The 13,182-nt window shown below is 42.2% G+C and carries 23 protein-coding genes and 1 pseudogene; 14 read left to right on the top strand and 10 right to left on the bottom strand.

All coding sequences use genetic code 11. The features are described 5' to 3' along the window. The first annotated feature begins 175 nt into the window (after positions 1-175). From K6984_RS01340 to K6984_RS01325, 5 genes are all read left to right on the top strand, one after another. Positions 176-862, top strand: coding sequence for a hypothetical protein (locus tag K6984_RS01340; RefSeq protein ID WP_221893830.1), 687 nt, complete (start codon positions 176-178; stop codon positions 860-862). Positions 863-889: 27 nt separating this feature from the next. Next, entirely contained in the window at positions 890-1,021 is a 132-nt protein-coding gene (locus K6984_RS32160; RefSeq protein WP_263458615.1) for a hypothetical protein, read from the top strand. A gap of 341 nt (positions 1,022-1,362) precedes the next feature. Continuing rightward, positions 1,363-1,557, top strand: coding sequence for a hypothetical protein (locus K6984_RS01335; protein ID WP_221893829.1), 195 nt, complete (start codon positions 1,363-1,365; stop codon positions 1,555-1,557). 512 nt (positions 1,558-2,069) lie between these two features. Continuing rightward, complete coding sequence (locus tag K6984_RS01330; RefSeq protein ID WP_221893828.1) at positions 2,070-2,246, top strand: hypothetical protein; 177 nt, start codon at positions 2,070-2,072, stop codon at positions 2,244-2,246. Between the two features lie 74 nt (positions 2,247-2,320). Continuing rightward, entirely contained in the window at positions 2,321-2,479 is a 159-nt protein-coding gene (locus K6984_RS01325; protein WP_221893805.1) for a hypothetical protein, read from the top strand. Here the strand turns inward: K6984_RS01325 and K6984_RS01320 are convergent. Beyond that, positions 2,458-2,841, bottom strand: coding sequence for a helix-turn-helix domain-containing protein (locus tag K6984_RS01320; protein WP_221893827.1), 384 nt, complete (start codon positions 2,839-2,841; stop codon positions 2,458-2,460). The two genes, K6984_RS01325 and K6984_RS01320, sit on opposite strands and share 22 nt — an antisense overlap. Between K6984_RS01320 and K6984_RS01315 the strand changes: the two genes are divergently transcribed. From K6984_RS01315 to K6984_RS01310, 3 genes are all read left to right on the top strand, one after another. Then, the gene (locus tag K6984_RS01315; RefSeq protein ID WP_221893826.1) at positions 2,823-3,161 is read left to right on the top strand and encodes a hypothetical protein; all 339 of its coding nucleotides are present in this window, start codon (positions 2,823-2,825) and stop codon (positions 3,159-3,161) included. The two genes, K6984_RS01320 and K6984_RS01315, sit on opposite strands and share 19 nt — an antisense overlap. 271 nt (positions 3,162-3,432) lie before the next feature. Then, positions 3,433-3,561: a hypothetical protein gene (locus K6984_RS32155; RefSeq protein ID WP_263458600.1), complete on the top strand. Its 129-nt coding sequence runs from the start codon at positions 3,433-3,435 to the stop codon at positions 3,559-3,561. A 27-nt stretch (positions 3,562-3,588) separates the two neighbouring features. Then, the gene (locus tag K6984_RS01310) at positions 3,589-3,768 is read left to right on the top strand and encodes a hypothetical protein (RefSeq protein WP_221893825.1); all 180 of its coding nucleotides are present in this window, start codon (positions 3,589-3,591) and stop codon (positions 3,766-3,768) included. 360 nt (positions 3,769-4,128) lie between these two features. On the opposite strand, the gene K6984_RS01305 is transcribed toward K6984_RS01310, so the two are convergent. After that, complete coding sequence (locus tag K6984_RS01305) at positions 4,129-4,416, bottom strand: helix-turn-helix domain-containing protein (protein ID WP_221893824.1); 288 nt, start codon at positions 4,414-4,416, stop codon at positions 4,129-4,131. A 120-nt stretch (positions 4,417-4,536) separates the two neighbouring features. Further along, complete coding sequence (locus K6984_RS01300; RefSeq protein WP_221893823.1) at positions 4,537-4,674, bottom strand: hypothetical protein; 138 nt, start codon at positions 4,672-4,674, stop codon at positions 4,537-4,539. On the opposite strand from K6984_RS01300, the gene K6984_RS01295 reads away from it, so the two are divergent. Beyond that, positions 4,631-4,918, top strand: coding sequence for a hypothetical protein (locus K6984_RS01295; protein WP_221893822.1), 288 nt, complete (start codon positions 4,631-4,633; stop codon positions 4,916-4,918). The genes K6984_RS01300 and K6984_RS01295 overlap by 44 nt on opposite strands. Positions 4,919-5,025: 107 nt before the next feature. Here the strand turns inward: K6984_RS01295 and merR are convergent, their stop codons facing one another. Continuing rightward, positions 5,026-5,430, bottom strand: a complete 405-nt coding sequence (merR, locus tag K6984_RS01290; RefSeq protein WP_221893821.1) for an Hg(II)-responsive transcriptional regulator — start codon at positions 5,428-5,430, stop codon at positions 5,026-5,028. A gap of 368 nt (positions 5,431-5,798) precedes the next feature. Between merR and K6984_RS01285 the strand changes: the two genes are divergently transcribed. After that, positions 5,799-5,957, top strand: coding sequence for a hypothetical protein (locus K6984_RS01285; RefSeq protein WP_221893820.1), 159 nt, complete (start codon positions 5,799-5,801; stop codon positions 5,955-5,957). A gap of 257 nt (positions 5,958-6,214) precedes the next feature. Here K6984_RS01285 and K6984_RS01280 read toward each other — a convergent pair whose 3' ends face one another. After that, entirely contained in the window at positions 6,215-6,511 is a 297-nt protein-coding gene (locus tag K6984_RS01280; protein WP_221893819.1) for an RNA recognition motif domain-containing protein, read from the bottom strand. A gap of 261 nt (positions 6,512-6,772) precedes the next feature. Here K6984_RS01280 and K6984_RS32150 point away from each other — a divergent pair, with 261 nt between their 5' ends. Then, complete coding sequence (locus K6984_RS32150) at positions 6,773-6,901, top strand: hypothetical protein (RefSeq protein ID WP_263458596.1); 129 nt, start codon at positions 6,773-6,775, stop codon at positions 6,899-6,901. 624 nt (positions 6,902-7,525) lie between these two features. Here the strand turns inward: K6984_RS32150 and K6984_RS01275 are convergent. From K6984_RS01275 to folP, 5 genes and pseudogenes are all read right to left on the bottom strand, one after another. Further along, positions 7,526-7,888: a YkgJ family cysteine cluster protein gene (locus tag K6984_RS01275; RefSeq protein WP_221893818.1), complete on the bottom strand. Its 363-nt coding sequence runs from the start codon at positions 7,886-7,888 to the stop codon at positions 7,526-7,528. A 220-nt stretch (positions 7,889-8,108) separates the two neighbouring features. Then, positions 8,109-8,453 (bottom strand): zinc ribbon domain-containing protein YjdM, encoded by a 345-nt coding sequence (locus tag K6984_RS01270; protein ID WP_221894114.1) that lies wholly within the window; start codon positions 8,451-8,453, stop codon positions 8,109-8,111. Between the two features lie 175 nt (positions 8,454-8,628). Further along, positions 8,629-8,841: pseudogene (locus K6984_RS01265) on the bottom strand (Y-family DNA polymerase); the annotation flags it as partial. Between the two features lie 8 nt (positions 8,842-8,849). Continuing rightward, positions 8,850-9,446, bottom strand: a complete 597-nt coding sequence (locus K6984_RS01260; RefSeq protein WP_221893817.1) for a LexA family protein — start codon at positions 9,444-9,446, stop codon at positions 8,850-8,852. Between the two features lie 109 nt (positions 9,447-9,555). Next, positions 9,556-10,377 carry a dihydropteroate synthase gene (gene folP, locus K6984_RS01255; RefSeq protein ID WP_221893816.1) on the bottom strand — a complete coding sequence of 274 codons (822 nt, stop codon included), beginning with the start codon at positions 10,375-10,377 and terminating at the stop codon, positions 9,556-9,558. Between the two features lie 329 nt (positions 10,378-10,706). On the opposite strand from folP, the gene K6984_RS01250 reads away from it, so the two are divergent. Genes K6984_RS01250 through K6984_RS01240 form a run of 3 tightly spaced genes read left to right on the top strand, consistent with a single transcriptional unit; the run spans position 10,707 to position 13,182 of the window. Beyond that, the gene (locus K6984_RS01250) at positions 10,707-11,243 is read left to right on the top strand and encodes a flavoprotein (protein ID WP_221893815.1); all 537 of its coding nucleotides are present in this window, start codon (positions 10,707-10,709) and stop codon (positions 11,241-11,243) included. Further along, positions 11,240-12,625, top strand: a complete 1,386-nt coding sequence (locus K6984_RS01245; RefSeq protein WP_221893814.1) for a DUF6513 domain-containing protein — start codon at positions 11,240-11,242, stop codon at positions 12,623-12,625. The genes K6984_RS01250 and K6984_RS01245 overlap by 4 nt, the downstream gene beginning before the upstream one ends. Continuing rightward, on the top strand, positions 12,625-13,182 hold the full coding sequence (locus K6984_RS01240; protein ID WP_221893813.1) for a DUF447 domain-containing protein: 558 nt from the start codon (positions 12,625-12,627) through the stop codon (positions 13,180-13,182). The genes K6984_RS01245 and K6984_RS01240 overlap by 1 nt, the downstream gene beginning before the upstream one ends.

The following is a 13,182-nucleotide window of genomic DNA, read 5'->3' as shown; positions in this document are numbered from 1 at the left end:
ATGGCTACCACAAATGGCTCTACGGCTATTCGGGATAAAATTTTAGCCTCCCTCGCGCGCTATCGCGCACTTCGGATTGGCAAATTTCCCTGCGCCTTCTGGAGACTATCAGCCCGTCCGGGGCTGACAGCGCTGGCTGGACGGCTATTCGGAATGCAATTCTTGCTCCTCTCGCGTGCTGCTAGCACACGTCGAATCAGCGAATTGCCCTGTCGCCTATCAGGGGCTAAAAATCACCACTTCGCTAAGCTCCGTTTCCATGATTTTCAGCGTAGGCTACGTTTCCCTGATTTTCAGCGTCAGTGTAGTCGATAGTGGTCGCCATTTCCTCCAAACCAATGAACAGATTTATGGCCAGCTGCTTCCCCACTCAACGTATTTTAAATCACTGAAGTCGCATAGACGAACAAGTATGCTTGAGGCATTTGAACAGCAGAGCTATCATCTTCACGCTGAAACACTGCTATCGCAAGGCATTGATTATCTTAAAGCATTCCCGGAACTTGACGAATACACCATAGAAGCAGCGGATGGACATTTTATTGATCATGCCTGCCATACTGAAAAAAACAGCAAGGGGAAAGTTTATGCGGCCGGGGGGATTTACGCGTTGAATCTCAGAAGTGGGTTGCTCAGATTTCTTTGTCTGGTGACAAACGGAACTCAGAGACATCATGAAATACCTGTGTTACGAGATCATATTGAAAAGCAAAACAATGGGGAGTCGCTATTTTTGCGAAAGCTTGTTTTGGGCATCCCAGCCCAAGCAAGCAGCAAAAACTTAACGCGACCACTTATGCCTCCGGCGGCCCCGATTCGTCCTCGTCACCTCGTCCCGACCCAACAAGGGGTCGGAACATAGGCTCCAAATGACTTGACGCCGTGTCGGATGGCCTTTTATTTTGTCTCCACCTTCGCTAACGCTCAGACTCCGACAAAACAACGGCCCTACGGCTATCGCGGACTAAAAATCATCACTTCGCTTAGGCTCCGTTTCCCTGATTTTCAGCGAGGGAAATAACAGCTCTCAGAAACATCTCTATGTCTACGATAAAGCCGTCACCGACTTTGTCTGGTGGGATCGGCAGAAACGACATGCTAATTACATGATTTCAATGCTAAAACTCGATGTTCAAGTTTTTTAACTGATTGATTTTATTGATAATTTTACTGACAAAGAAAGCATCAACATCATTGTAAATCAATCACTTATAAAACAAAGCCGGAAAAATTTACTTTTCTTAGCCCAGTTATAGCTGAAAACTTGAACATCGAGTAAAAGAAAATTCAATTGCGACTCTGGTTGAGTCTATCCCTTTTGACTCCCGCCATGAGATCAATACAGGGGTTGAAGCATACAGTGTGTACGAAAACAAGGGCATCAAATTTAACGTGGTGGATTACCGTGATCCAGAAACCGGAAAACTTCACCGGTTTGTGACAACCTTGCCAATGACTATTAACCCTGGAACCATTGCCATGCTGTATTTCAAGCGATGGACGATTGAAAAGACATTCAATAACACTAACCCATCTTCGTCACTTTCATCTTTCTAAGCCATTGATTCATCGGTTTAAGCGGTTTTTTGTCGAAAAATTCTCTTTAAAATCAATGGTGTTTTTTTTGAAAGTTTTGTAGTGCCGTTTATATTATTTTTGTCGATAAATTCATTGACTTTTGTCAAAAAAATCATCATTATTTGAGTGTAATTTACATGCGACAAAAATACTCTAAAAAATCCAACGTTTTATACAAAAACACAAAATCTGTAGTGCCAACTGGCTACTTTTTAAAATTTCAACCAATTGATTTATAACAACTACATCATCAATAGTGACGAAGATGGGCTAAAAGTAATTCCAAGGAAACTAAAGCTTGGTCTTCCAATACCCGCTCACTTGAAAATCAAATGCGCCTGACTGCAATGAGCTATAATTTAACAGGCGCGCCATGCTACCTCACGAAATTCCGGGACTCCTGTCGCCGTAATTCGTTCACCTACGCAGCGAATAGGAGATGCTCCAGCCGCCCTGCGTCCGCCACAGACTGAGCACAAGGCAGCTCAGTCATGGCTATCACAAATGGCTCTACGGCTATTCGGGATAAAATTTTAGCCTCCCTCGCGCGCTATCGCGCACTTCGGATTGGCAAATTTCCCTGCGCCTTCTGGAGACTATCAGCCCGTCCGGGGCTGACAGCGTGCGCGTGTTTGAAGAGATTTCAAAAACACAACAGCCAGAATTGATTCATCCATCGGATAAAAAATATAGCGAGGCTCTGGAGATTAGGTAGCAACAGGCTCAAAAACGAGATCGTTTTGTGAATCCATTATTTTTCCAGGCAAGAATATCTCGTATCAGCTCGTATACCATTCGGGCAGTTCAAAACGCAATAATAACAGGAATGTCTTTACAGTGCTTTATGAGCTCTCTTGTGGCGAGGTTAGTTTCACGGCCTCAATTGATAGGGGAACACTGATGAATAAAATGGGTCTTCCAGGACTCAAGTTCAGCTTTATAAAGCCCATGTGTACGACAATATTCATTACACTCTTGCTCGCTCAGGGTACTTGTTTCTATAATGGCTGATAATTTTTTCTCGGCTGTCCACTGTATAGGAGAATGGCTTGTGTTTTTAGTGTTTTTGCACTTCTTATCAACATAAGTTTGCTTCCACGTATACAGCGTTCCGTAAGGAATATTTTCGGCCTTAGCTAATTCAGGTACGCTCATACTTAAGGGCGGAAGCATTTTGTTAATGATGGCATCTTTTCTTTCTTTTGGGTATTGAGTTGTCATGGTTTTATTTTTCCGCCCCTTGTTTGAGTTATTATTTTTCAAATAAGGCGAAAACTATCCTGACACGGGGGGAAGCTGAGCAGGTTCATCATATTAACAGAGATATATTACAAACAAGAGGCAAGCCGGCACGACAGGTTGCAACCGAGGTCAATGAATTCTTGCAGGGCGAAATAGTTTATAGCGATGGCTGGGTCGTGGATAAACCGTGGTTAATTGAATTATATACAGCTGCCGGAATCGGCCATTCTTTTCCTATCAGCGCGCTGGAATATATTCTTACTGAGCCGCAAATGGCACTCTGGCATGAGACTAAAAACCGTGTTATTAAACTGAAGTTTCCCAATAATTATTTATGGTAAAATTGAAACTATGCTACAACTATATGAAAAAAATAGTCTTTTCATTCGTTTCAAATGCTATTGCCTAAGGGGAATTACGTAGGGGTTTGCTATAAACATGGCAAAACCACCTAAAATAAACCTCGATACACCAGCATTGTGTATTTCAGCTACTCAATAATTGGGAAACTTCAGTTATTAAAGACCTTGGCCTGACACGACATAGAGCCAGTTCTGATGCGTTTATTATCCAGGAAACTTATAGAAGAACACGAGCGGGGAGTCGCTATTTTTGCGAAAGCTTGTTTTGGGCATCCCAGCCCAAGCAAGCGGCAAAAACTTAACGCGACCACTTATGCCTCCGGCGGCCCCGATTCGTCCTCGTCACCTCGTCCCGACCCAACAAGGGGTCGGAACATAGGCTCCAAATGACTTGACGCCGTGTCGGATGGCCTTTTATTTTGTCTCCACCTTCGCTAACGCTCAGACTCCGACAAAACAACGGCCCTACGGCTATCGCGGACTAAAAATCTTCACTTCGCTTAGGCTACGTTTCCCTGATTTTCAGCGATTGCCAGCGAAGAATAATCCTCTCAGCGTTACTTACTTCCCGTTAAATATCAGTTGACCTCGCTGTTGTGTAAAATCTGGGTGTGAAAGACAAAAAATAGCTCGAAGAGAATGACCTTAGCCCTTATCGATGGCTATTCTGCAGGATTTCGTATCCAGATTTCTTCACAAAACTGTGAACTGGGTTCGACCCACTAAATGGCTGAGCAAGAAAAAGTTGAGTAGATAGAAACATTCAATAACTTATGAAATTAGTCAGCGTTTATCTGATGTTTCTAGAATTAAAGGGCATCATGGAGGATCTAGGGAAAGTGAAAGATTTAAAAAATCAATAACTCTGACCCTAATACCGCAGGATAAGATTGTGATTCGCGTTGCCCTCACAATCTATCCTCATTCGTTATGCTTTTAATTATCTTTAGTGTATATCTGAAAAAACTTCAGGATGTTGTTCTGCAACCCTTAATAAAGACTTTGCAGGACCCTTTGGAGACCTTCGTCCTTGTTCCCAATCTTGGATTGTACGAACACTAACGCCCATTAGGCTAGCAAAAGAAGCTTGTGAAATTTTTAGATTTTTTCGGATAATTTGAGCAGGTGAAGGGTCTGATAGAGTTGTTGTTTTCAACTGAACTTTACCGTTTTTATATTTTTTAATTTCTTTTATCCCTTCTAAAATTTCCATGCCCATATTATGCTCAGCCATTTTCAATCTCCTGTGCTATTTGTTTGAGAATATGGGCAGGAATTGAGTCTTTTTTACTTTTGGCATCAAGTGTAAGCAGCCAAATTTCACAGACATTTTCTTTCCAAAAGTAAATAATCCTTATTCCTCCGCTCTTTCCTCATTACAGGCGCGCCATGCTACCTCACGAAATTCCGGAACTCCTGTCGCCATAATTCGTTCACCTACGCAGCGGATGGGAGATGCCCTGATCACCCTGCGTCCACAACGACTACGCACAAAAGCCGCTTCGTCATTACTACCTCACTGGCTGGACGGCTATTCGGAATGCAATTCTTGCTCCTCTCGCGTGCTGCTAGCACACGTCGAATCAGCGAATTGCCCTGTCGCCTATCAGCGACTAAAAATCACCACTTCGCTAAGCTCCGTTTCCATGATTTTCAGAGTTGGCTGCATCTTGTTTGAATTCAAGGTCATATACAGGTCTTTTTGGTTTATTTTGCTTACTCATATTCACCTCTAATGATATTATAAATCTGTCTTTAGAAGTGTCCTGTTTTATTAAACCATTTCATACCCCCTGATCATAGGAACAGGGTCAAGAGAAATTTAAATAATTTTTCGGAATGGTCAGGACTGAGAGTCTGCCTGATTAGAAAGCGCTTCTATAAGTGAGCAACGTTGCGTGGATTGATCGTGTTGACAACCTTTAAGCAGATCATCAAGGGCATTACGTAGTGCATTTAGATCATTTAATTGATTATCAATTTGCCGAAGCTTTTGTTCAGCCAATGTTTGTACATCCTGGCAGTGCTCGTTATCTAGTGCCAATAATTCTAGAATTTCTTTTAGAGTAAAACCTGCTTGCTGAGCACGTTTTATAAAGCGAAGCCGGGAAATGGCTGCGGATGGATAATGCCGATAACCTGTTGCTGGCTTATCGGGCTCCACTAATAAACCTTTGCGTTGATAATAACGAATGGTTTCTATCGTTACATTGGCTTGTTTGGCTAATTTACCTATGGTTAACGACATTTTTAATACATAATCTGTGTTTATTGTACTGTGATTATATCAAAGTCTCTAAGCTGGACGTGTGGAATACAAAACATGCTTTTACATTCCATTCTGTCATTAGCCATATTGTTGTGTTGTAAGGCAGCTGGCAATAAATAAGCTGAAGTTTCCCAAAAATTATTTATGGTAAAATTAAAACTATGCTACAACTATATGAAAAAAACAGTCTTTTCATTCGTTTCAAATGCTATTGCCTAACAGGCGCGCCATGCTACCTCACGAAATTCCGGGACTCCTGTCGCCGTAATTCGTTCACCTACGCAGCGAATAGGAGATGCTCCAGCCGCCCTGCGTCCGCCACAGACTGAGCACAAAGCAGCTCAGTCATGGCTACCACAAATGGCTCTACGGCTATTCGGGATAAAATTTTAGCCTCCCTCGCGCGCTATCGCGCACTTCGGATTGGCAAATTTCCCTGCGCCTTCTGGAGACTATCAGCCCGTCCGGGGCTGACAGCGGGGGAATTAAGTAGGGGTTTGCTATAAACATGGCAAAACCACCTAAAATAAACCTCGATACACCAGCATTGTGTATTTCAGCTACTCAATAATTGGGAAACTTCAGTAAATAAGGAACGCGCACGAAATAAGTCAGCCACACCGCTACGCTGATGCAGGATTTATTATCGTATTCAAGGCGTAGAAATAGGCGCATAGCCAGCTACGTAAAGTTACTACAACGCAGAAGACGGACAAAAAGACTAGCAGTTTTGGATGATGTGTGTTTCCATCTCCCTAACTATTTAACGATATTTTTGTTTAGCGACCTCATACCCTACCCTTAATGAATTGCCATTAAAGTCTTTACCATTAAGCCCGGCAATCGCTGCACGTGCTTCATGCCCTTCCATACTGATAAAACCAAAGCCTTTGCACTGGCCAGTAAAGATATCAGTGACTAATTTAAGTGAACGCACAGTGCCAAACTGAGAAAATAAGTCTTGCAGCTCTTTTTCGGTTGTGCTTTCTGATAAATTACCAATAAATAGTTTTTTTAGATTTTTCAATTTAGCTCTCTTTTTAAAATAAAAGGTTGTCATAATGTACCAGCATTTTTTATGGCACAATATTGTAGGAGTATTGCTTTTACTCGATGTTCAAGTTTTTTAACTGATTGACTTTATTGATAATTTTACTGACAAAGAAAGCATCAACATCATTGTAAATCAATCACTTATAAAACAAAGCCGGAAAAATCTACTTTTCTTAGCCCAGTTATAGCTGAAAACTTGAACATCGAGTTTTACAATCTACTGTTGTCAATTGGCAATATTAAAATAAGTCTTGGGGAGTCGCTATTTTTGCGAAAGCTTGTTTTGGGCATCCCAGCCCAAGCAAGCAGCAAAAACTTAACGCGACCACTTATGCCTCCGGCGGCCCCGATTCGTCCTCGTCACCTCGTCCCGACCCAACAAGGGGTCGGAACATAGGCTCCAAATGACTTGACGCCGTGTCGGATGGCCTTTTATTTTGTCTCCACCTTCGCTAACGCTCAGACTCCGACAAAATAACGGCCCTACGGCTATCGCGGACTAAAAATCATCACTTCGCTTAGGCTCCGTTTCCCTGATTTTCAGCGCTTGCTTAACCCATCTTCGTCACTATTGATGATGTAGTTGTTATAAATCAATTGGTTGAAATTTTAAAAAGTAGCTAGTTGGCACTACAGATTTTGTGTTTTTGTATAAAACGTTGGATTTTTTAGAGTATTTTTGTCGCATGTAAATTACACTCAAATAATGATGATTTTTTTGACAAAAGTCAATGAATTTATCAACAAAAATAATATAAATGGCACTACAAAACTTTCAAAAAAAACACCATTGATTTTAAAGAGAATTTTTCGACAAAAAATCGCTTAAACCGATGAATCAATGGCTTAGAAAGATGAAAGTGACGAAGATGGGTTAAGGCTGAGGATTAAATAAAACCTGAAATGGGTAGGATGTGCTGAGGCACGAAGCGCATCACACACAATGGTGCGCTTCGTGCCTCAGCACACCCTACAGAAGATGGTTTCGGATATTATTAATTTCTCGCTCCTTAGTTTCAAACTAAGGAAATTGAAGCAAAACTTGACGGGTTTCCGCATGAAAACCATGTATTCTCTGTTCTATTTTTGGCGCAATCATTTCACTAGGGGCACATGCATTTGGGCACGGTAGGCTGGGTGTTGTCCCAAATAGTCGACAAATTAAGGGGCGCTCTGCATATACCTCACAGCCTTTATCCCCTAGATAAGGACAGCTCAATTCAGCCAGGGCTTCATCGTGTTCCATATCACTTTTTACTGGCCATCTAGCCACTTCATTAGAAGAGGCCGTAACAGGACCACAACAATCATGACATCCTGGTTTACATGCAAATGCTGGAATATTCTCACGGAAAAAATGTATTTTCCGGCTATTTTTGGTCATCTATAGATTCTCAGGTAAATAATTTCTATATGTCTTATTTATAGGCGTAGGATGTGCTGAGGCACGAAGCGCATCCTACATGGGTTTATAATGATTCAAAATAAACATTTAATTTCTGAAAAGTCTATACCCCTCTTTGTTTTTGATTTATGGATTAAGTTAATACGCTTGTTAGACAAATTAATTTTTTCAAAGATATTCTACAAAGACCTGCGATGATTCACGCTTTTTTAACAAATTCTGATTTGAGTTTCATTGCACCAATGCCCGGTATTTTGCAATCAATATCATGATCACCGTCTACTAGACGAATATTTTTCACTTTGGTTCCTACTTTAACAACAGAGGATGAGCCTTTTATTTTTAGATCCTTTATAACAACAACTGTATCACCATCCGTTAAGATTGCACCATTGGAATCTTTGAAACTCGCTCCTTCTGTTTCTTGTTCGTTTTCTTCATCATTAAGTGCCCATTCATGAGCACATTCTGGACATACCAGAAGGTTCCCATCTTCGTAGGTATATTGTGAATTGCATTTTGGACAAGCTGGTAAAGTAGTCATATTTATTGTTTCTCTTTTTTTATTTAATGCCAAATATTATGTTTATTTTGCAAGTATTAGTATTCTTGAGTCTTTTATCAACGATGTAGTTTCCATCATTTTTTTGTACACTGATCTTTTAACCTAGCTTTCGAAAATAGTAACCGACGATTCACACATTACATAACTTGTGAAAAACAAAATGGCGCTTAATTAAATGCTGCACCTGGTAAACAGGCACTGCCATTTTAATACCCAGCTCTTTAACTTCCTGACTACGGGCAACGATGCAGCCATCATTATTACTCAGGACTACAACTGGCTTATGGTGCAGATCAGGACGAAACACCCGCTCACAGCTAACATAGAAATTATTACAATCTACCAAAGCAATCAGCTTTGGACTAATCAATGGCTTCACAGTGAGTGGATCACATTAGTCACTACGCCCCAAATCACCAGCTCAACATATTCCTGCACGATAATATCCGCATAAGCTGGGCTTTCCGCTGCTAGCACAATTTCCTTGCCGATGCTTTTTAGCCGCTTAACCGTAAGCTCACCATTTAAGGCGCAGATAACAATTTTTCCCACTACTGACTCAAGAGAACGGTCTACCACTAAAATATCATTGGGATGAATCCCGGCACCGAGCATGGATTCACCCTCGGCGCGAACAAAAAAAGTAGCTGCCGGCTTCTGAACCAGCAGCTCATTCAAGTCTAGCGTCTTTTCTATATAATCATCCGCAGGGGAAGGAAACCCAGCCGATACTTTGCCATTAAACAGCGGGATATCAAGTTGACTAAGTATTTCAGCAGGCAAGGCAAGCGCCGAATGATCCACCGCATTACCCTGCCGCTTTGCAGGTGATTGTTTACGTAACGCAAGCACCGCCTTGAGTTCAGGCAACATGCTTTCCGGCACACGAATTGCCCGGGTACTCTCGCCATAAGCAGAAGAGCCTTTTTTTCGCCCGGCACCAGCACGAGCACCACCGCGTTTATCAGCCATGTGCACACCCTAAAAGTTATTTTAGAATAAGTGTACAGTATTCTTAGTTGAATAATCAAGCGCTACTGATATGTAGCCTCTTATCTACCTGCTTATTTAAAAATCTTTTTTATCCCGCCTGCTTAATAGCCCATGCCACGTCTGCAGACTGTCGATTTTCTTTTACATCATGCACACGGAACATTTGCACGCCTTGCTGTACCCCGAGAGCAGTTGTTGCAGCAGTCGCGCTGACTAATTTTGCAGGTTCTGTTACTGCACATAAACTCCCCATAAACCGCTTACGGCTAGTGCCTAGTAAAACCGGATAGCCTGTAACGACAAAACGATCTAAATTGGCAAGTAAATCCAGATTATCCTGCCTGCGTTTACCAAATCCAATACCAGGGTCGATAACAATCTGCTGCTTTGCCACCCCTGCACTTAACGCAGCATCAACACGCTCTTGTAGTGCACTCAAAACTTCACTAACTACATCTTGATAAAAGGGAGCATCCTGCATATTATCTGGCTGGCCTTTGATATGCATTAAAATAATTGGCACCTCTCGTTCAGCCGCCAAAGACAATATCTCTGCATCCTGTACCCCTGCAGAGATATCATTGATAATACTTGCCCCTGCATCCAGCGCAGCCTTAGCCACTGCACTTAAGGTCGTATCAATGCTGATGAGCAAGCTTGTTGATAGCTCTTTGCGAATTGCATTAATTACCGGAATAACCCGGGCTATTTGCTTCTCTGTTGTTACCGATGCAGCACCGGGGCGTGTGGACTCGCCCCCTATATCAATAATATCCACCCCTTCAGCGATCATGCGCCGCGCTTGTGCCAGCGCACTGTCTGTAGCGGTAAATTTTCCGCCATCGGAAAAGCTATCCGGCGTAACATTCAGTATGCCCATAATCAGAGGGCGCGTTAACGATTTAAACATGAGCAGTTCACTCCAGAACAAGTACTTTTAGCAAGAAATATGCCAGATAGTATGGCAACGTATATAATAACTGAAGTTTCCCAATAATTATTTATGGTAAAATTGAAACCATGCTACAACTATATGAAAAAAACAGTCTTTTCATTCGTTTCAAATGCTATTGCCTAAGGGGAATTAAGTAGGGGTTTGCTATAAACATGGCAAAACCACCTAAAATAAACCTCGATACACCAGCATTGTGTATTTCAGCTACTCAATAATTGGGAAACTTCAGTATAATAAGTCAGATAATTTATTCTTTAACACCCGCGAAATAACCTTAAATATATATGACATCACCCCGTATTGCATGGGCTGTTACCGGCTCGGGACATTATATTGAAGAGTGCATAGACTATATGCTTACCCTGGAAAATGTCGATTTATATCTGAGCCAGGCGGGGGAAGAGGTACTAAAAATGTACCACATTGATATTAATGATTTACGCGATAAAGTACGCATTTACCGCGATAAAGCCGCATCTGCGCCGCCAGTGGGTTTATTTTATAAAGGCTATTATCATACCTTGATTGTCGCACCGACTACATCAAATACTGTTGCAAAATTCGTACTGGGTATTGCCGATTCACTAGTGACTAATCTTTATTCTCAGGCAGGCAAATGCCGTATACCGAATATAGTCTATCCCTGTGATATTGCGCCGGAAATGAAAACTACCGCTCCGGGCGGTGAAGTAATGGTCTATCCGCGCAAGATAGACCTGGAAGCCACGGAAAAATTACGCAGCTTTGAATATACCACCGTGGTAGAAAGTGCTGATGAACTCAGCCTAGCCATGCAACACCGTCTTGCTACTTTATCATGAGTGAGCATATCCTGTTTTTAACCGGCAAATTGGCGGAAAAACAATTGCATCAGATTCTCGAAAAGATGCAGCCTGAATTTACTTATACGGTACATCAGATTGGCGTTAAAGTTGCAGCATTGATGACTGCAGATATGATTGCCCGGCGCTTAAAAGATACGTTTAATGCCGACCGGATTATTCTGCCTGGCCGTTGCCGTGGCGATATCGTCGCACTGGCGAAAACCTTATCGGTTACCGTTGAGCGTGGTCCTGATGAATTAAAAGATCTGCCGCTTTATTTTGGCAAGCAAGCCTTGCATATAGATCTTAGTCGCTATGCTGTGAAAATATTTGCTGAAATTGTCGATGCTCCTAACCTGCCTGTCGATGAGGTCGTACAACGCGCTTATTATTATCAAGACAATGGCGCGAATGTCATTGATATAGGCTGCTTACCGGATACGCCTTTTGCGCAGATGGAAGACATTATCCAGGCTTTAAAGCAAGAGGGATTCCTGGTGAGTATTGACTCCTTAGAGACTGATGATCTTTTACGCGGCGCAAAAGCCGGCGCTGATTATATGCTCAGCTTGCATGAAAGCACCTTATGGGTGGCCGATGAAGTTGATGCTATTCCTATTATTATTCCGGAAAAACACACCGATATTAGTTCGCTGGATAAGGCTATTGCCGTATTACAGGCTAAAAATAAAGCCTTTATCGTAGATCCGATTCTTGACCCGATTCACTTTGGTTTTACCGAATCGGTAGTGCGTTATCATGCTGTACGGCAAAAACACTCGGATATAGAAATGATGCTGGGAGTGGGTAATATTACCGAGCTCACGCATGCTGATACGGCGGGTATGAATGCGCTTTTATTAGGCATGTGTTCAGAACTTAATATTAAGCAGATCCTTGCCACTGAAGTCAGCCAACATGCCAGTCGCGCCATTAAAGAGGCAGATATGGCGCGGCGAATTATGTACGCTGCCAAAGAGAATAACACCCTGCCCAAGCATATTAACGCTGATTTAATGGCTTTGCATGAGACTTCACCTTTTCCTTATCAGCTGTCCGAAATAGAGGAATTTGCAGCACAGGTAAGAGACCCCAGCTTTCGTATTCAGATTAGTAGCGAGGGAGTTCATATTTATAATCGCGACGGCATTAACACAGCAATAGATCCATTTGATTTATATCCTAAGTTAAACGTTGAAGAGGACGCAGGGCATGCATTTTATCTCGGCGTGGAACTCGCTCGCGCAGAAACCGCCTGGCAACTTGGCAAGCGGTTTGATCAGGATCAGGCCTTAAACTGGGGCTGTGCTGCAAAAACCAGTGAGCAACAAGTCGATTTACATACATTCAAGCCTCAGGGAACAACATTTAAAAAGTAATGATTCAAGAAACCATCGTAACCACGCAAGATATCGCAGGGAAAACACATATTGCGCCTATGGGCATACATGTCGCAGGAGATGAATTTATTATCCTCCCCTTTCGACCATCAACCACACTGGACAATATCCTGGCAACTAAAATCGCGGTGATTAATTACACGGATGATGTCAGAGTTTTTGCAGGCTGTGTCACAGGGCGAACTGACTGGCCTCTGGAAAAAGCCAAAAAAATTGATGGCCGTTTTTTAACTGATTCATTATCTCATTGTGAAGTCAAATTAACCCACGTTGATGATGATCCGGTGCGCCCAAAATTATTTTGCCATGCAGTACATCGAGTAAATCATGCTCCGTTTAAAGGCTTTAACCGCGCCCAATTTGCTGTACTGGAAGCCGCTATTTTATTCAGCCGGATCAATCGCCTGCCTGCAAAGAAAATTCATACTGAGCTGGAATATCTACATATAGGCTTTAATAAAACGGCTGGCCCTAAAGAAAGACAAGCCTGGAGCTGGGTCACTCAAGCAATTGAACAAAAACTAAGAGGATTATAG

This window comes from Bathymodiolus japonicus methanotrophic gill symbiont (assembly GCF_019721995.1).
Taxonomy (GTDB): Bacteria; Pseudomonadota; Gammaproteobacteria; order Methylococcales; family Methylomonadaceae; genus Methyloprofundus.
The sequence above is the reverse complement of the archived record's forward strand: the minus strand, read 5'-3'. Positions and strand labels throughout refer to the sequence as shown.